This is a genomic window from Bacillus clarus, from assembly GCF_000746925.1.
Classification (GTDB): Bacteria; Bacillota; Bacilli; order Bacillales; family Bacillaceae_G; genus Bacillus_A; species Bacillus_A clarus.
On the sequence record NZ_JMQC01000008.1, the window covers coordinates 3,595,773 to 3,614,130 of the forward strand.

The 18,358-nt window shown below is 34.5% G+C and carries 17 protein-coding genes; 14 read left to right on the forward strand and 3 right to left on the reverse strand.

Annotated elements, in window-relative coordinates; translation table 11 throughout:
* The first annotated feature begins 2 nt into the window (after window positions 1-2).
* A complete protein-coding gene (locus DJ93_RS19255; RefSeq protein WP_042982620.1) occupies window positions 3-1,352 on the forward strand; it encodes a TrkH family potassium uptake protein in 1,350 nt (449 codons plus the stop codon).
* 37 nt (window positions 1,353-1,389) lie between these two features.
* On the opposite strand, the gene DJ93_RS19260 is transcribed toward DJ93_RS19255, so the two are convergent.
* Complete coding sequence (locus DJ93_RS19260; RefSeq protein WP_042982621.1) at window positions 1,390-1,725, reverse strand: DUF3905 domain-containing protein; 336 nt, start codon at window positions 1,723-1,725, stop codon at window positions 1,390-1,392.
* 149 nt (window positions 1,726-1,874) lie between these two features.
* Between DJ93_RS19260 and DJ93_RS33275 the strand changes: the two genes are divergently transcribed.
* The 11 genes from DJ93_RS33275 (at window position 1,875) to cbpA (ending at window position 14,474) form a co-directional block, all read left to right on the forward strand.
* Window positions 1,875-2,030: a hypothetical protein gene (locus DJ93_RS33275; RefSeq protein ID WP_196777064.1), complete on the forward strand. Its 156-nt coding sequence runs from the start codon at window positions 1,875-1,877 to the stop codon at window positions 2,028-2,030.
* A gap of 230 nt (window positions 2,031-2,260) precedes the next feature.
* On the forward strand, window positions 2,261-3,337 hold the full coding sequence (locus DJ93_RS19270) for a putative 2-aminoethylphosphonate ABC transporter substrate-binding protein (protein ID WP_042982625.1): 1,077 nt from the start codon (window positions 2,261-2,263) through the stop codon (window positions 3,335-3,337).
* Between the two features lie 15 nt (window positions 3,338-3,352).
* Entirely contained in the window at window positions 3,353-4,354 is a 1,002-nt protein-coding gene (locus DJ93_RS19275) for an ABC transporter ATP-binding protein (protein WP_042982626.1), read from the forward strand.
* A complete protein-coding gene (locus DJ93_RS19280) occupies window positions 4,355-6,112 on the forward strand; it encodes a putative 2-aminoethylphosphonate ABC transporter permease subunit (RefSeq protein WP_042982627.1) in 1,758 nt (585 codons plus the stop codon).
* Window positions 6,113-6,129: 17 nt separating this feature from the next.
* Window positions 6,130-6,924 (forward strand): phosphonoacetaldehyde hydrolase, encoded by a 795-nt coding sequence (gene phnX, locus DJ93_RS19285; protein WP_042982628.1) that lies wholly within the window; start codon window positions 6,130-6,132, stop codon window positions 6,922-6,924.
* A 14-nt stretch (window positions 6,925-6,938) separates the two neighbouring features.
* The gene (gene phnW, locus DJ93_RS19290) at window positions 6,939-8,036 is read left to right on the forward strand and encodes a 2-aminoethylphosphonate--pyruvate transaminase (RefSeq protein ID WP_042982629.1); all 1,098 of its coding nucleotides are present in this window, start codon (window positions 6,939-6,941) and stop codon (window positions 8,034-8,036) included.
* The gene (locus DJ93_RS19295) at window positions 8,033-9,217 is read left to right on the forward strand and encodes a saccharopine dehydrogenase family protein (protein ID WP_042982630.1); all 1,185 of its coding nucleotides are present in this window, start codon (window positions 8,033-8,035) and stop codon (window positions 9,215-9,217) included. The genes phnW and DJ93_RS19295 overlap by 4 nt, the downstream gene beginning before the upstream one ends.
* 100 nt (window positions 9,218-9,317) lie before the next feature.
* Window positions 9,318-10,100: a DeoR/GlpR family DNA-binding transcription regulator gene (locus tag DJ93_RS19300; protein WP_042982632.1), complete on the forward strand. Its 783-nt coding sequence runs from the start codon at window positions 9,318-9,320 to the stop codon at window positions 10,098-10,100.
* 411 nt (window positions 10,101-10,511) lie between these two features.
* On the forward strand, window positions 10,512-12,767 hold the full coding sequence (locus DJ93_RS19310; RefSeq protein ID WP_042982634.1) for an NEAT domain-containing leucine-rich repeat protein: 2,256 nt from the start codon (window positions 10,512-10,514) through the stop codon (window positions 12,765-12,767).
* A 333-nt stretch (window positions 12,768-13,100) separates the two neighbouring features.
* Complete coding sequence (locus DJ93_RS19315) at window positions 13,101-13,730, forward strand: class II aldolase/adducin family protein (RefSeq protein ID WP_042982636.1); 630 nt, start codon at window positions 13,101-13,103, stop codon at window positions 13,728-13,730.
* A gap of 120 nt (window positions 13,731-13,850) precedes the next feature.
* Window positions 13,851-14,474: a cyclic di-AMP binding protein CbpA gene (gene cbpA, locus DJ93_RS19320; protein ID WP_042982638.1), complete on the forward strand. Its 624-nt coding sequence runs from the start codon at window positions 13,851-13,853 to the stop codon at window positions 14,472-14,474.
* 113 nt (window positions 14,475-14,587) lie between these two features.
* Here cbpA and DJ93_RS19325 read toward each other — a convergent pair whose 3' ends face one another.
* Complete coding sequence (locus DJ93_RS19325; RefSeq protein WP_042982640.1) at window positions 14,588-15,358, reverse strand: divergent polysaccharide deacetylase family protein; 771 nt, start codon at window positions 15,356-15,358, stop codon at window positions 14,588-14,590.
* 326 nt (window positions 15,359-15,684) lie between these two features.
* Between DJ93_RS19325 and DJ93_RS19330 the strand changes: the two genes are divergently transcribed.
* The gene (locus DJ93_RS19330) at window positions 15,685-15,966 is read left to right on the forward strand and encodes an aspartyl-phosphate phosphatase Spo0E family protein (RefSeq protein ID WP_042982641.1); all 282 of its coding nucleotides are present in this window, start codon (window positions 15,685-15,687) and stop codon (window positions 15,964-15,966) included.
* 29 nt (window positions 15,967-15,995) lie between these two features.
* On the opposite strand, the gene DJ93_RS19335 is transcribed toward DJ93_RS19330, so the two are convergent.
* A complete protein-coding gene (locus tag DJ93_RS19335) occupies window positions 15,996-17,492 on the reverse strand; it encodes a DUF3149 domain-containing protein (RefSeq protein WP_042982642.1) in 1,497 nt (498 codons plus the stop codon).
* Between the two features lie 225 nt (window positions 17,493-17,717).
* On the opposite strand from DJ93_RS19335, the gene DJ93_RS19340 reads away from it, so the two are divergent.
* Window positions 17,718-18,164, forward strand: coding sequence for a MarR family winged helix-turn-helix transcriptional regulator (locus tag DJ93_RS19340; protein ID WP_042982644.1), 447 nt, complete (start codon window positions 17,718-17,720; stop codon window positions 18,162-18,164).
* Window positions 18,165-18,358 lie beyond the last annotated feature (194 nt).

The following is an 18,358-nucleotide window of genomic DNA, read 5'->3' on the forward strand; positions in this document are numbered from 1 at the left end:
GAATGAGAGATATAAAAAAGTTTTTACAAAAATTACGGCCCGTACAGCTTATTGTTTTATTTTATTTAATAGCGGTAGTGGTATCGGTTATTTTACTTAGTTTACCGTTTGTTATTAAACCCGGTGTGAAATGGACATTCATAGATGCATTATTTACATCTGTTAGTGCTGTAAGTGTTACTGGACTTTCAGTTGTTACGATTTCTGATACGTTTACTACGGCCGGGATTATTGTTTTAGCCCTTATTTTACAATTAGGTGGCTTAGGAATTATGGCGCTTGGTACGTTCGTTTGGATTATAACGGGGAAAAAGATTGGTTTGCAAAGAAGAAGGTTAATTATGGCAGACCATAACCAAGGGAATTTAGCGGGGCTTGTTGAATTGATGCGATCGATTTTAATTGTAATTATTTCAATAGAACTGATTGGGGCAGTACTTTTAGGTACAAGATTTTTACTTTATTTTCCGACTTGGCAAGAAGCATACTTTCATGGTTTTTTTGCCGCTGTTAGTGCAACAACGAATGGTGGATTTGATTTAACAGGGCAGTCGCTTATTCCGTATCAAAAAGATTATATGGTCCAAATCATCCATATGTTGCTTATTATTTTAGGTGCAATTGGTTTCCCTGTATTAATGGAAATGAAGCAGTACGTAAGTAAGAAAAAGCATCAACTATTCCGCTTCTCTTTATTTACAAAATTGACGACAACAACATTTTTCGCGCTTGTTATCGTTGGAACAGTTGTGATTTTCCTATTAGAACGAAATCAATTTTTAGTAGGAAAGTCATGGCATGAAACGGTGTTCTATACATTGTTCCAATCGGTGACGACGCGAAGCGGTGGATTAGCGACGATGGATATACGTGAATTATCACAACCGACGCTTTTATTTATGAGTATATTAATGTTTATTGGGGCTTCTCCAAGTTCAGTTGGAGGAGGAATACGAACAACGACATTTGCTGTGAGTATATTATCTTTGTATACATTTGCGAAAGGCGGTAGAACAGTCCGTGTGTTTAAACGTCAGCTGCATGAAGAAGATGTTTTAAAAGCATCTGTTGTGATGACGATGGGGATTTTATTATGTGCATCAGCGTTACTTATTTTATCTATTACTGAAAATGTACCATTTATGAGCTTAATTGTTGAAGTTTGTTCAGCTTTTGGAACGACTGGACTATCAACGGGTATTACGTCAGATTTAACAACTGTTGGTAAATTAGTATTAATTGTGCTTATGTTTATTGGACGTGTAGGTATTTTAACCTTTATTTTAGCTAGTGGTGGAAGAGAACAACCACCTCGCTATAAATATCCGAAAGAGAGAATTATTATCGGATAGTATGAAACCATTCTACCTATAGAGGTAGAATGGTTTTTTAGTCGTTAATTCCAAATTGAGGATGCATAAAAGCATCGGTTTTGTTATCAACTTTCTTTTTTAGTAACTCTTGATTCTCTTCTGAAATCCACCCAATATCATTTGTTGGATGAACCCATTCTTCTCCCGCCATTATGGCAGGATCGATTTCATCAGTCCAATTATTAAGTGGACTGTTTGCAGAGTTATATTTACTATCACCAATAACAACATCATATTGGTTTATAAAAGGTTGTTGCATTTGTTTACCTGTACCTTTAAAAGACGGAAAGTTGATTTGATGCGGGAGCGTTTCATCTAAAATGGGCGAAGGAATCTTTTGTTCTTTCTTCAAAATAATCGCTCCTTTTGTCGGGTAGTGATTTGTTCATATGTAGTATTTCCATATATAAGCTCTTACGTACTTGTTAACACTTCCCAGCAATAATTTTCAGATGTTTTCTCAAACTAATATAGAAAGTCGTGTAGTGAGAGAAGGTGAAAATGATGGTAAAAAGAAAAGTAAAACAACATGCGGCAATTAACAATAATAAAACCCCGAAAGAAAGTCTACCAGACGCGGAATTTGCGGTAGAGTATGAAGGAGAAAATAGTGCGAAATATGCAAATCGTAATTCGAAAAAAGGGAAACAAAAATGAGGCATTTTTTACAAACGCCTCATTTTTTTGTGGGATTTTAAAGGTTTTTTAAATTATTTGTAAATTTCTCACTGTATATTGACAGAAAAATACGAAAAAACATTGAAGTAGCAACGTATTACACAAAAACAAACAACAAACAAAAGATTAATGTTGGTTTAATACTGTTTTTACACTAGTTGTTTATATTTGAATTGTACATAAGAGAAATATAAAAGGGGAGAGAAACAGTGAAAAAAACATTCTTTAAAGCTGTAGCAACTGGTATGGTATTTTCTTTATTAATGGGGTGTGGTGCGAAAAAAGAAGAAACTGCTGGAGCGAAAGTAAAAGACGATAAGTTATCCGGATCATTAACTGTTTACACAGCAATTGAAGAAGAACTTGTACCGATTTATCTTGATTCCTTTAAAAAGAAATACCCAGATGTGAAATTAAATATCGTACGTGATTCAACAGGAGTTATTACGGCGAAATTGTTAGCTGAAGGGAAAAATACACAAGCTGATGTTGTATGGGGAACAGCTGCTTCCAGTCTTCTAGCTTTAGAGAAGAAAGAAATGTTAAAAGAATATTCTCCAAAAGGAGTAGAGCGTGTACTCCCTCAATTTAAAGATGATAAAAAACCAGAAAAATGGGTAGGTAATACTGCATTCATGACGGGAATCGCAGTGAATAAAGAAGAATTGAAAAAGAAAAATTTACCGATGCCGGAATCGTATGAAGACTTAATAAAACCAGAATATAAAGGAACGCTTGTCATGCCACATCCAGCTTCTTCTGGAACCGGATTTTTAACGGTCTCTGCATGGTTACAAATTATGGGTGAAGATAAGGGCTGGGATTACATGAAAAAACTTCATGATAACATAGCGACTTACACGCATTCTGGTTCAAAACCAGCGAAATTAGCAGGAGCCGGTGAATATCCAGTTGGTGTATCGATGGTTTATAGTGCTTTAAAAGAAAAGCAAAAGGGTGCACCGGTTGAAGTTGTTTTACCGAAAGAAGGATTGGGTTGGGAAGTAGAAGCGAATGCATTAATTAAGAAAGATAATGCGAAAAATGATAAATTAGCGAAAGTATTTTTAGACTGGGCAATTACAGACGATGTAATGAAGCTATACTTCGAGAAAAACGGATTTGCAACAATTAAAAGCGATTATAAACTTCCAGATGGTTTCCCTAAAGATGTGACAGAAAAGTTATATAAAAACAATGATTTCAAGTGGGCAGCTGAAAACCGTGACAAAATTTTAGAGCGTTGGGAAAAAGAATTTGGGCAAAAAGCAGCACCGAAAAAGTAAGTGGGAGAGAGACAAATGAGCGAATATTTATCAATTCAACACATTCAAAAACAATTTGATACGTTTACAGCGTTAAAAGATATTTCTTTTACAGTGAAAAAAAATGAATTTGTTTGTTTATTAGGTCCGAGTGGCTGCGGGAAAACGACATTACTTCGTATTTTGGCGGGGTTAGAGGAGCCGACGACAGGGCATATAGCTGTGAATGGAAAAGATATTACGGGATTGCCACCTGGAAAAAGAAATTTAGGTATGGTTTTTCAATCGTATGCGTTATTTCCAAATTTAACAGCACTTCAAAATATCGAGTATGGCTTAAAGGCAAAAAAGTATGGGAAAGCAGAAGTGAAAGAGAAAGCGATGGAAGCGTTAGAACTTGTTGATTTGTTGAATGTGAAAGATAAATATCCTGCTCAAATGTCTGGTGGACAACAGCAGCGAGTAGCGCTTGCACGTGCGCTCGCGCTGTCTCCAGATATTTTATTACTAGATGAGCCGTTGTCTGCTCTAGATGCAAAAGTGCGTGAGAAATTGCGAAGAGACATGCGCGAGTTGCAAGAAAAAGTAGGAGTGACGACTATTATGGTGACGCATGATCAAGAAGAGGCATTAACGATGGCTGATAAAATTGTTGTAATGAATCATGCGGAAATTATGCAAATTGGAACACCCGAGGAGATTTATCAAAAGCCAGCGAATCCGTTTGTTGCAGATTTTATTGGTTCTATTAATTTTTTTTCGAAGAATAACGAGGAACATGCAATTCGCCCTGAACATGTAGCGATTGTACAAAACAATGGAATGAAGACAATTGTAGAAAGTATGGAATTCAGGGGGGCTGTATATAGGACAGAAGTGCGTGTTATAGAAGAGAAAACACATCTTTATAATGCAAGAATTGTAGTTGATATATTGGCATCAGAAGTAGATCGAATTTGTATTCGAAAAGGAAAGCCACTTCAAATTTCTTTCTCTGAAAATCATATGTTGTCATATGGAAAGAAGGTCATTGTATAGATGGAGATGCTAGAAAACTATAAAACAGAGGGTGTTAAAAAAACAGTTAGGAGAAGTGTTGGGAAAGAAGAGTGGCTCCAAAGACTTTTGATTATCGGTATGCTTTTGACATTTCTCGTCATGCTAATATTGCCACTGCTACAACTGTTTACACAAGCTTTCTACGATAAAGAAGGAGCTTTCGTTGGGGCCATAAACTTCAGTAAATATTTCACAACTCCAACTCTTGTTCAGTCTTTACAAAATACTATATGGGTTTCGGGTGTTACAACAATTATTTCAGTTGCATTGGCTTTTGCTTACGCATATGCAATTGCTCGTACGAATGTTCGAGGAAAACGTATATTTCAATACGTAGCATTATTACCTTTATTCGCACCGACGATGATGCATGGTATTGCTCTTACATATTTATTCGGTAATCAAGGGCTCGTAACGAAAGGATTGTTTGGATTATTTGAAGGTATACAAATCCCATTATATGGACCGGTAGGAATCATAATTGCTGAAGTAATCTATACGTTTCCACAAGCATTTCTCATTTTATTAATCTCTTTTCAAGGTTCAGATTATCGGTTATATGAAGCCTCTAATATGTTAGGGGCAAGTAGAGCGAAACAATTTTTCACTGTTACTTTACCTAGTGTAAAGTATGGACTGATTAGCGCGATGTTCGTTGTATTTACACTTAGTTTTACCGATTTTGGAGCACCGAAAATTGTTGGTGGCCAATATAATGTACTTGCAACGGATGTATATAAGCAAGTAATTGGACAACAAAATATGCCAATGGGTGCAGCGGTCGGAATGATTTTATTAATACCAGCTATTTTTGCATTTGCAGTGGATCGTATTACGCAAAGAAAGCAGGCAAATTTCTTATCTTCAAAAGCAGTACCATATCGAATTTCAATTAATAAGAAAAGGGATGTAATATCGTTCGTATATTGTAGTGTAATTACTATTATGATTATTCTTTTATTTGTTGCTGTCGGTGTTGCTGCAAGCGTAAAAGTATGGCCGTATAATATGAGTTTTACATTTGAACACTTTAATTTTTCAAGCTTAACAGGAGATGGAATTGAAGCGTTTAAAAATAGTGTAATCGTCTCGGCGGTCACAGCAGTTATCGGAGCGATGTTAACATTTGTGTTTGCATATGCAATTGAAAAAATAGAGCAGTTAGAGTTCTTTAGAAAAGCAGGTTACTTTTTCTCCATTGTACCGTTAGCAATTCCGGGATTAGTACTTGGATTAGGATATGTCTTTTTCTTCAGTCAACCAACTATTCAATTTTTTGGTTTAGAAGTGACAAATCCATTCCATTCTTTATACGGAACAATCGCGGTTTTAGTGTTAGTAAATATCATTCACTTTTACTCTGTAACATTCGTTACGGCAACGACAGCTTTAAAGAAACTAGATCGAGAGTTTGAGCTTGTTTCGCAATCGATGGGAATTCCGTTTTATAAAACATTCTTTCGAGTGACAGTACCGATGTGTTTACCAGCAATCTTAGAGATGGTTATGTACTATTTCGTAAATTCAATGGTGACAGTATCGGCAGTTGTTTTCCTATACGCAGCTGATTTTAAGCTAGCGGCTGTATCGATTGTAAATATGGATGACGCAGGGAACGTTGCGCCAGCAGCTGCAATGAGTGTACTCATCGTTGTCACAAATATTGTAGTAAGAGTTGTATATGAATGGGGAACGAAAGCGTTACGTAATCGAACGTCATTATGGCAAAAAAGATAAGAAGGATGATAGATAGGATGAAAATTGAAGCGGTTATTTTTGATTGGGCAGGTACGACGGTGGATTACGGTTGTTTTGCACCACTGGAAGTATTCATGGAGATTTTTCAGAAACGTGGTGTTGAAATTACAGCAGAAGAAGCTCGTAAGCCGATGGGATTATTGAAAATTGATCATGTTAGGGCGTTAGCTGAAATGCCTCGTATTGCTAATGAATGGAAGCGTGTCTTTGGCCAATTACCAACAGAGGTTGATATTCATGAGATGTATGAGGAGTTTGAAGAAATTCTCTTTTCCATTTTACCACGATATGCAACGCCAATTGATGGGGTAAAGGAAGTAATCGCTTCTTTACGTGAACGAGATATTAAAATTGGTTCAACAACTGGTTATACGAGAGAAATGATGGACGTTGTTGCAACAGAAGCGAAAGTACAAGGATATGAACCAGATTTTCTCGTTACGCCAGATGATGTTCCGGCAGGCCGTCCATACCCATGGATGTGCTATAAAAACGCAATGGAACTCGGTGTATATCCAATGAATCATATGATAAAAGTTGGGGACACGGTGTCAGACATGAAAGAAGGTAGAAATGCTGGAATGTGGACAGTTGGGGTTATTCTTGGTAGTAGTGAACTCGGTTTAATGGAAGAAGAAGTGAAAAACATGGATCCACTAGAGCTACAGGGGAAAATGGAAGTGGTTCGTAATCGTTTCATTGAAAACGGAGCCCATTTTACAATTGAGACAATGCAAGATTTACAAAACATAATTGAACATATCGAAAAAGAAGAACTTATCATTTCATAAAAGGGGTATGGATCATGAATGAAAATCACTACTTATTATTAACGCCAGGACCGTTAACGACGACAAGAACAGTAAAAGAAGTTATGCTATACGATTGGTGTACGTGGGATGTTGAATATAATACGATGGTGCAAGAAGTAAGAACTCGTCTTGTATCATTAGCGACGAAAGAAGAAGAACAGTATACAACAGTTTTAATGCAAGGAAGCGGTACATTTTCTGTCGAGGCAGTAATTGGATCTGTTATTCCTAAAAACGGAAAACTTCTCGTTTGTACAAATGGTGCGTATGGTAAGCGGATTGTGCAGATGGCAGAGATGTTACATATAGATGTGGTGGTCAGTCAAACCGAAGAGTGGGAACCTACTAATATTGTAGAAGTAGAAAGGTTATTACAACAAGATAAAGAGATTACTCATATTGCGGTTGTTCATTGTGAAACGACGACAGGAATTATAAATCCAATCGCAGATGTATGTAGATTAGGAAAGCAGTATGGCAAGGTTACACTTGTTGATGCAATGAGTAGTTTTGGTGGTATTGAAATAGACATTGCTGATTTACAAATCGATTTTTTGATTAGTAGTGCAAATAAGTGTATTCAAGGAGTTCCTGGATTTGGTTTTGTCATCGCGAAGCGTGATGAATTATTGAAATGTAAAGGGCGAGCCCGTTCTCTATCATTAGATTTATATGATCAGTGGGAAACGATGGAAGAGCAAAATGGAAAGTGGCGCTTTACTTCTCCAACGCATATTGTACGTGCCTTTTATCAAGCGTTACTTGAATTAGAAGAAGAGGGGGGGATTCAGGCACGTTACGAGCGATATTATAACAATCAAAAACAGTTAGTAAATAGAATGAGAGAAATTGGATTTCAGTCATTAGTAGATGAAAAATACCAGTCTCCTATTATTACATCGTTCATTTATCCAGAAGAAGGTTTTGAGTTTCAGCAGTTATATAACGAATTAAAACGGTACGGATTTGTCATTTATCCAGGTAAAATTTCCAAGGTAGATACGTTCCGTATAGGAAATATCGGTGATGTACATGAAGAAGATATTTCTCGTTTAGTTGATAGTATCGCTAAAGGAGTTGTTATAGGGTGAAAGTATTTTGTTTAGGCGGAGCAGGTGAAATTTGTCGGGAAGCAATTTTAGATTTAGTTCAATTTTCATCCTTTGAAACAATTACAGTTGCTGACTTCAATGAAGAAGAAGGCCGAAAAGTAGTAGAGTGGTTGAATGATCCTCGTGTGGATTTCATAAAGGTAGATGTGACAAACCATGAGGATACAGTGACAAAGATGAAAGGTTATGACATTGTTATGGATGGCACAACAATTAAATTAAATGGACTATCTACTCGTTGTATTGCAGAAGCAGGTTGTCATGGTGTGAACTTAAATGGATTTGGTGAAGAAAATGAATCCCATTCTATATTTGTTCAAAATGAAAAAACATGTTTACCTGGATTTGGTATGACACCAGGTGTGACACAAATGATGGCAATGCACGCAGCAAATCAGTTAGATACAGTAGAATCCGTCCGTGTAAGTCACGGATCGTATCGTCCAATTGCTTTTTCAGCATCGATTACAGAAACAACAACGTATGAATATGATCCGAAACTGCCGACACGTACAATATATGAAGATGGTGAATTTAAGCAAGTTCCTCCGTTTGCTCGTCCAAGAGAAATTGAACTACCAGCGCCTTACGGAAAAACAATGCAGTATATAATCCCGCATTCTGAAACGATTACTTTAGCAAAAGCTTTACAGGATAAAGGTGTCAGACTTATAGAAACAAGAGGAACTTGGCCAAAGCAAAACATGCAACTTGTTCGTGCGCTATATGATTACGGTATATTGCGCAATGATAGGCTTGAAATAAACGGTAAAGAAATTGGTATTATGGATTGTATTTCAAAGTATTTATTACATTCAAAAGAAGGACAAGAAACGGAAGTTTACGGTTATGCGCTTCATGTAGAAGTAATCGGTTTGAAGAACAGTCAAAAGAAGCGACACGTTTTATATCATACACATCCTGTATCAGATGGTTCTATAGTAGGATGGGAGAAATTACGAGCTTACACGAGAAATGTAGGAATTCCATTTGGGATTGCAACAGAGTTAATTGCAAAAGGTGTTGTTAATAAAGTTGGTGTTGTAACGCCTGAGGAAGCTTTTGAAAATCCACAAATCATTTTTGATGCACTAGAACAACGTGGCATCTACATTCATGAAGAAGTTTTTATTGAAGAAGAACATTATAACTTTGTATAAATGAAGATTTCATACGTTCTCCTGCAAGAGAGACTCATGAAATTTTACAAATCTTTGAGGTAGCGATAGGCAGTATGAAAGAAATAAATGGGGTGAAGTTATGTCTGTTGTAGGTGAAGAAAGAAAGCGGACGATTCTTGAAACGGTGGAATTTAAAGGGAAAGTGAAAGTTTCAGAGTTAGCGAGAGAATTTGCGGTATCAACAGAAACCATTCGTAGATATTTAGAAGAACTTGATCGTGAAAAGAAATTGAAAAAAGTGTACGGTGGAGCTGTTCAACTTCCAGGGGCTGGGGTGGAGGCACCGATGCTTGAGAGAGAGATGTTGCATATAGAAGAGAAAAAACGAATTGGTTATAAAGCAGCAACTTTTGTAGAAGATGGTGACGTGATTGCTATTGATGATGGTAGTACACCACTTCAAATGGTTCCTTATCTTGTTCATCGAAAAAATTTAACGATTGTAACGAGCTCATTTCCAGTAGCTACGCAATTAATTTCTTCTATTAATAAAAAGATGTTTCATGGTGAGGTTTTATTTATTGGCGGGAAGGTATCTCCGAAACATTCCCGCGTATCAGGATCTATTTCTCAGCAAGTAATTCGCCAATTCCACTTTCATAAGGCATTCGTCTCCATTGATGGATTATTGCCGAGCTTTGGGGTTTCAAGTTTTGAATTAGAAAAAGCGAAATTGTCTGAATCGATGGTAAAACTAGCAGAAAAAACATTTATTTTATGTGATCATACGAAAGTTGGGGTCAAAGGAAATTACAGAATTGCAGAGTTTTCTCGTATTCAACATGTAATTTGTGATAAAAAAATACCATATAGTTTTGAAGAAGAGGTTAAAAAAAATAACATTCAATGGACAGTTTGCTAAATTACTATAATTTCACATCGTATATATAAAAAGATTTGCATTTGTGCAAAAAGTGGACACATTTTCTCGCTTCCTTCATATAATTTACCAACAGAAAAAAAGTTGGCTGAAGGAAAGTGGGGAAGGATATGTCGGAACGAATATATAATAAGCTTGTTTTATATGCGAACATTTTACAAAAACTTCGTGTAATCAATGAGCAAGAAAAAAATGAAATCCTTCAGATGATGAGTAAAAAAGCCCTATGATGGAAGGGCTTTTTTATTTTGGCAAGATAGTTCAGAAATAAATATTCAATATTACCATTGACAATGATAATGAATTTCATTATCATCTAATTTGAAGTTAATTGATAATCGTTATCACTTAAACAAAAACTATATAAAATGAATAGATAAGGAGAATATTACATTGAACAAAAATCATCTGAGGGCTCTAGTAGTAGCCACAACATTAGCAATTCCATTTTCTGTTTATTCTACTCCAGCATTAGCAGCAGTAACAATTGAAGCGAATAAAGTAGGAGTAACTGTAGCAGATGGTATATATGATGCAGATATTAAAGTATATAAAGATCAAAAAGATGAGCCATCTATGGTATCTCAGTACATAAAGGATACGAAATTAAAGATTGAGAACGGAAATAAATTCGTTATGGCAACTTTACAAGATAGTGATTATTTTCAATATCTTAGAATAGAAGACAAGAATAATCCAGGTGTATTCCAGGATGTACAAGTATTATCAGAGAATAAGAAAAAAAATGGGACGAAAGTGATTCAATTTGAAATAGGGGAACTAGCGAAAAGATACAATATGCAGATGCATATTCTTATTCCGGCAATTAGTTATGATCATGCATATCAAGTTCAATTTGAAATTTCGAATCCAAATGTAAATAATAAAGACAATGAAAAGCCAACAGACGATTCGGATTCTAAAGATAAAGAAAAAGAAAATCAACCGGATAATTCCAATATGATAACCGATCAGAAATTAAAACAACTTGTGAATAAAAAGGTACTGAATAAAGCAGATTTAGATACACCGATAACGAAGGAGGAATTATTACAGGTAAAAGATTTGTTTTTAAATACAAATGAAATTCTTGATTATAGCGGATTACAGTATATGCCTAATTTAGAATCTTTAACTGTATCCAACGCGAATATAAAAGATTTAACGTTCTTCTCGAATTTAAAACAAGTAAAAAAATTAGCGTTACGCGGTAATGGAATTGAAGATGTCACGCCAATAACTAAGATGGATAATTTAGAGTCTCTTGATTTAAGCAATAATAAAATATCTGATTTCAGCTCGTTAAATCAAATGAAGAATATAAAAACTTTGTTTTTAACTGGTAATCAAATTGAAGATATCACGCCAATAACTAAGATGGAGCAGTTAGAATATCTTAATTTGAGTAATAATAAAATCTCAAATTTGACTCCATTACGTGCATTGAAAAATATAACGTACTTATCTTTAGCAGGAAACCAGATTGAAGACATTACTCCAGTATATACATTACCTTTAAAAGACTTGGTGTTAACACGTAATAAAATTAAAGATATTACTGGAATTAATCGATTAAATCAGCTAGAAGAATTGTGGATAGGTAAAAATGAGATTCACAATGTCGATCCTATTAGTGAAATGAGTCATCTTATTCAATTGGACATTCCTTACAATGAAATAAAAGATATTACGCCATTATCCAAACTAGTAAACTTAGAAAAAATTGATTTAGAAGCAAATGAAATTACTGACTTATCACCAATTAGCAAATTGAACAAATTAACGTTTGTAAGTTTTGTAGCGAATGAGATTCGTGATATTAGACCAGTAATAGAATTAAGTAAACGAGCTTATATTAATGTTCAAAGTCAAAAAGTATTTTTAGATGAAGTAGAGGTTAATAAAGAAACGAAAGTGCCTGTATATAATAGAAATGGTGAAATTTCTACAGATATTCGATTGCAGAGTGAGGGCGGTACATATAGTAACGGTACAATCAAATGGAGTATCCCTGGTGAGAAAGTATATGAATTTGGAGTGAAAGAGCCCTTCGCTGATACAGGAATCTTTTTCACTGGTAAAGTGATACAAAATGTGGTGGAAGCAAAAGAAGAGGAAGTAGCATTTAAAGATGTACCAAAAGGTCACTGGTCAGAGGAAGCGATTAAATATTTAGCAAAAGAGAATATTTTTAAAGGATATGGAAATGGACAATTTGGATTTGGAGATAATATTACTCGTGGACAGGTGGCCGCATTAGTACAAAGGTACTTGAAATTAGAGAGCAAAGTAGATCAAAAAGAACTGTTCTCGGATACGAAAGGACATATGTTTGAAAAAGATATTGATAGGGTCGCGCAAGCAGGAATTATGCAAGGAGATGGAACAAGTAAGTTTCGTCCAGATGACGTATTAACTAGATATGAAATGTCAGTCGTATTACAAAAGATGTTTAAGTTTAAGGTAGATGAGAAAAAACATGCGAGGTTTACAGATGTCCCCGTAGATCATTGGGCAGCAGCTTATGTAAAAGCATTGTCTGATAACAACATATCTAAAGGAGACGGTGCTGGAAACTTTTTAGGTAATGATTTAGTAACACGTGAACAGTATGCTCAGTTTTTATACAATGCGATGAATGCAAAATAAAAAGGAGGAATCCTCCCTATTATATATATTTGATGGGAGTAACAAATACGCTATTCTTTCTATAGAATGATAGAAAGAATAGCGTATTTGCATATATTTCTGTATGTAACGAACTTAAAATAAATTGCTACTATAGAGAAAAAAGGGAGCACCAGGTGAGGGAAACATTATTCATAATATAGTCGCCTATTTTTATGAGAGGTGGAGAAATCGTATTGACAAAAAGACATTCTCATGTGATAATTCAATTAAATTTTTAGAATAATCAAAAAATACTCCTTTTACATAGAAAGGATTCAATTACTATATTAATATTACTTCGGAGGTGACGAAATGTTATTTTTTCTAAAGAAATGGAACGAGTTAAGAGATGTGAAGACGGAATTGGCACTTCGGGATTGGTTTTATGGTACAAAAATCAGTTTGTCGATGTGTACATCGAAAGAACCATTAACATTTTTAGTGAACGTAGAGGGGAGAGATAAAGGCTTATTCGCGGAAGAGGATTTCATTGTAGTAAATAGTATGTGTGAGTCTGTATTTGAAAATGATGAAAAACCAGCTGCTGAATCGTTTATGCATGCGGATATTTATAAAAAAAGTAGTGCGGAATGTATTTTACAAGTTCAGACTGTGGATAGTCACTTAATGTCAGAGTTATATGGAAATCAAGGAGAGGTTACCTTTGAAAAGCGTAGCGTAGAGCGTATTTTTGGAAAAGAAGGAATTACAGAGATGACAATTCCAATTGTAGAGGATGAAAAGAAGTTTGCTGACTTATTGGAAAATAACGTGCCAAACTTTACTGAAGGCGGGGGTGTGGTACTCGTTCATAATCACGGAATGATTGTATGGGGAAAAACACCCGAAGAGACGAAGAAATGGTTAGAAGGTATAGAGTACTTAATGAACTATCACGTGAAGTTGTTGATGATTAAAGGATCGCAAAGTTCGGTTATATAAGAAATGATTCATTATAGTTAAGTTAAATAATGAAAGCGTTTTAAATATAATTTCACTCATAAAATATAGGTCTCCTTATTATATATAGATTACATGTCGACATGTAAGGAGGAACATATTTTGCGAGTTAAATATCATTTTCTGCCGAAGCAAGAAGTTATCTTTTGTCGGATTGATGATTCGGGTGAACAGGCATTGAAAATTATGAATGAAAAGGGGTTTCGGGCAATCCCTGTATTAGCAGAAGATGAGAAGCAATTTACAGGCATTATTTATAAAGTAGACCTTTTAGAACAGAAATGTGATAAAGGATTGGAAAGTATAAGTGTGGAGGATATGCTAGAAGATCAATCAGCTTTTATTTTTGAAAAAGATTCTTTTTTTCGAGCCTTTTATGTCATTCGGCGGCTTCCATTTTTAGGAGTTTTAAATGAATACAATGAATTTGTCGGTATTTTAACGCATTCTAATATATTTGATGTTATTGAAGATTCATTTGGTATGCGGACAGGCGGATATATATTAACGATTGCAACACAGGATTGTAAAGGAACGATTAAAGAACTTGGGACTTTATTAAAGGCGTACAATATTGGTGGTTTATTTACATTAGATAATGGTGATCAGTATATTCGTCGAGTTATCGTGAATATAACAGATGAATTAAATGAAAAATCATTAAAGCAGTTAATCGGAAAAATAGAGAAAAAGGGATTCCGAGTAAGTCATGTAGATTATATTTAAATAATAAGGATTCAAGTATATGATTAAAAAAAGATACTCATTTACTACACGTAGATGAGTATCTTTTTTTGTATTATCATTATTTCCAATGTGATGAGATAATGAAAGGCGTTTTATTTAGAAACAACTGGCGGTGATAAGGCTAAATCGGATAAAAAAATAAAATCTGCATGTTCACGCACTCTTGGAATTGATGATTCGATAACGCGAGATGTAATTTCCCCAGGTGGTCCAACATGACCGATAGCTACCATAACAGGTTTTTCTTGAATTTTTTTAATAAGTAATTGAGCTTGTTTAGAAATATGTTCTGCTGTATAAACGTCATCAAAAAATAATTGATTTTCTATAATTGAAACCCCTAGTTCTTTTCCGATTTTTGAGACTACACTATTTGGGTTTGTTTTACTATCCAAATAAAATAACCCATGTTTTTTACAAACAGAGAGTATAATTCGCATAATTCTTTCGTCAGCGGTTACTTTCGATCCCATATGATTGTTCATACCAATCGCATGTGGTACTTCTTCAATAGCTTGCTCGACTCGATTTTTAATTTCAGTATCACTTAAATCGGTTGTAATGGCTTTTGGACCAAGCCATTCTTTTTTTCCTTTAATCGGTTCCATCGGCATATGTATTATGACTTCATGCCCTTTTTTATGTGCAGCTACTGCATCTTGTTTAGTAGAAGGTAAAAATGGCATAACGGCAACAGTAAGAGGGATAGGAAGGGATAACATTTTTTCAGTACCCTTCATATTATTTCCGAAATCATCAATTACAATGGCAACTTTATTTGTATGTGCATTTGCTTGAATTGGAAATATGAGAAGTGGCACGCACATCATAAGTACTAGTAGTATAATGGTATGTTTACGCATATAATGAGTTCCTTTCTGATTTATAAAATAAATGTTGATATCATCATTATGTTTTGCGTTTTTATCAAAATTAAACAAAAAATGTCGAAGAAAAGTATATGAAAGCTAGAAAAGGCAGTATTTCTCTAGTGGTTATAAAAAAAGAATATGAAAAAAATGTCTATTATTGCGATTGTATTTACAAAGATAGAATAATTTGTAATAATTCTCAAAGTGAGGGTAAAGATTTGTAAATTACAGGGAGAAAATGTTAAATTTTCTGAGTCTTCAAATTCGAATGTATAGGATGAAGTTGAGAGTATGGAAGAATAATAAGGGGGATATGGATGTTTACTGCAAAAAGGAAATACACAATGGAAAAACTTTCGCGTGATATTCATATGAAACGTGAAGAAATGATTCATTTAGGATTAACACATGGATTAGGTAGTACGGAAACAATTCAAGTTAGTCAAGAATTGGACAAGCTTATTTTACAGTATCAGTGTTATAAAGAAAAACAAAAACCAAAATGGTTTTCATTAATAAAGCTACCTATTTTCCAAATAGGTTATGAAGGGAAATCAAATAACTTTTGGAGAATGCTTGTGGCTGGTTTTATGAAATAAGTATAATTATCCTCTCGGGATAAGGATAATTATACTAGGTCTAAAGGCAGTTCAATATGAACGGTAGTTCCTTTATTTTCTTTACTATCAATTGAAATATGCCCGTTATACATCTCTATAATTCGTTTACATATGACAAGTCCGAGGCCTGTTCCAGTATCTTTATTTGTAAAGAACGGATGAAAGAGGTGTTTTTGAATATGTTTTGGAATGCCTTTTCCAGTATCAATAATTTGCAATTGTGCATGTTTTTCATTGCTGGTTACTACAATTGTTAATGTATCACCAGAGTTCATAGCTTCAATTGCATTTTTTGTAATATTTAAAACCACTTGTTTCATATGATCTTTTGAACAGCGGATATGAACAGGATGGTCCGGTAAATGTACAATGAATATAATGTTATATAAATTCGCTTCAGATTGAATAATTAAAGCTACCTCTTTTAGAATATCTCTTACATCATATTTTTGCTCAATGATTGCAGTCGGTTTTCCAAGAATAAGAAATTCGCTAACAATCTCATTGATACGTTCTATTTCTTGTTCGATTACTGAAAAATAGAATTGGTCTTGTTCATGTTTATATTTTTCTTTTAATAGAGCAATGAGTCCTTTAATACCAGTAAGCGGATTACGGATTTCATGAGCTGTACTTGCAGCAAAAGTCCCAACTAATTCAATTTTTTGCATTTCATTTTGTTGTCTTTCTAATTTCGTTTGACGCTTCAATAAAATATAATGGATAAGTAAAAATAAAATTGTCATTAAGAATAACGTAGCGATACATTCTATTGCAACGAATTGTTGTAAAGTTTGTTGATGAATCGGTAATGGAGAGACAGAAACCTTCCAATTTAATCTTTGGAGTGGTGTAGAAAGCATGTTAGTATACGGTCCGCTCGTTTCATTATTATCATCGGTTAGAAAGACTACATCATGCTTATCAGTTACTTCGAAATGATATTGTGGCTTAATAGCATTTAAAGAGGATGATATATAATCAAACCGTAAACTTGCTAATAATAAGCCTGAAATTTCCTTTTTTTTATTAAATATTGGTGAAGCAATTATAATGGCTTGGTGCCCAAGGACACGATCTGTAATTACAGATGATACAGTTGTTTTTTTTGAGCTAAGTGCTTCTTGTATGTAACGACGATCTGATACATCGATAGGAGGTGATTCGCCTTCTGATGCTACTGTGATTAAGCCATCTGTAGTAGAGTAATATAGTCCGGAAAATCGTTCGCCATTTCCATCTGTATCGTGAACAACTTGTTTAATTCCATTTAAGTTTCCAGTTTCTGTACCTACGACTTTCGCAAGCATTTCTAAGGCAGAAATAGCCTCACCAAGATGATGATCTAAATAGTCTCTATATAAAAAGAGAACCGTATGAGCGGCTTGTTTGTTTTCCTGTTGCATTTTATAGGTGTGATAAGAATAAAAAATCATACCAATTCCTATCGTTGGTAATATAACAAGCAGTATATAAAAAGCTGTACTTTGCAATTTTCCTTTCAAATTTGCTACCCCTTCTTTTTTTATTATCATTATATATAAACTATGTTAAAATTGTCATGTTTTTATTCAAGAATTATTCGCAGTATGTATTGAAAATAGTATGAAAGTGAGTGAATAATCATTCGGAGATTATAGTGAAGCGCTAATTAGCTTTTCTCTTTTTTGATTGTTGTTTTATAGAAGTTTTTTAATTGCTAAGAATTTAAGTGAAGGGTTGAAAGTTGTATGATATCGAATCATGAGCGAGAAGATATTTCTCAATCTTTAAAAGTATTTATTGCACTATCACGTGTACATCGTTCCGTTATGGATACTACGAATAAATCAATACAAAGTAACGGACTAAATCCAACTGAGTTTGCTGTATTAGAGTTGCTATATCATAAAGGGGGACAACCGCTTCAACAAATTGGTGAGCGCATTTTAATTGCTAGTGGTAGTATTACATATGTTGTAGATAAGCTAGAGAAAAAAGGGCTCGTAAAGCGCATTCCATGTCCAAATGATAGGCGAGTTATATATGCACAGTTGACTGAAGTGGGAGAAAATTTCATCGCTTCTATTTTTCCAAGTCATGAGAAGGTGATACATCATTCGTTTGAAATGCTTACAAAAGATGAGAAAACTGAGTTGCTAACTTTACTTAAAAAAATTGGGAAATACGAAAAATAATTATGTGTTCCGAAAAGCTTTTGGATAAGAAGTAATCCAAGGCTTTTTTGTTTGTGGTTAAAAAATCTAGTTGAAGAGGACGAACGGTATACGGATTGAAAAGTATGCTTCTTTTTAATTTTAGAAAAAGTATGGGAGAATGATTACAATTTCTGCCGAATTTTGTTGAAGAATAAAAGGAGATTGGGAAACAA

Coding starts and splice junctions, on each gene's coding strand:
- DJ93_RS19255 (WP_042982620.1), top strand. CDS start 3: ATGAGAGATATAAAAAAGTTTTTACAAAAATTACGGCCCGTACAGCTT.
- DJ93_RS33275 (WP_196777064.1), top strand. CDS start 1,875: ATGATGGTAAAAAGAAAAGTAAAACAACATGCGGCAATTAACAATAAT.
- DJ93_RS19275 (WP_042982626.1), top strand. CDS start 3,353: ATGAGCGAATATTTATCAATTCAACACATTCAAAAACAATTTGATACG.
- DJ93_RS19280 (WP_042982627.1), top strand. CDS start 4,355: ATGGAGATGCTAGAAAACTATAAAACAGAGGGTGTTAAAAAAACAGTT.
- phnX (WP_042982628.1), top strand. CDS start 6,130: ATGAAAATTGAAGCGGTTATTTTTGATTGGGCAGGTACGACGGTGGAT.
- phnW (WP_042982629.1), top strand. CDS start 6,939: ATGAATGAAAATCACTACTTATTATTAACGCCAGGACCGTTAACGACG.
- DJ93_RS19300 (WP_042982632.1), top strand. CDS start 9,318: ATGTCTGTTGTAGGTGAAGAAAGAAAGCGGACGATTCTTGAAACGGTG.
- DJ93_RS19315 (WP_042982636.1), top strand. CDS start 13,101: ATGTTATTTTTTCTAAAGAAATGGAACGAGTTAAGAGATGTGAAGACG.
- DJ93_RS19325 (WP_042982640.1), bottom strand. CDS start 15,358: ATGCGTAAACATACCATTATACTACTAGTACTTATGATGTGCGTGCCA.
- DJ93_RS19330 (WP_042982641.1), top strand. CDS start 15,685: ATGTTTACTGCAAAAAGGAAATACACAATGGAAAAACTTTCGCGTGAT.
- DJ93_RS19340 (WP_042982644.1), top strand. CDS start 17,718: ATGATATCGAATCATGAGCGAGAAGATATTTCTCAATCTTTAAAAGTA.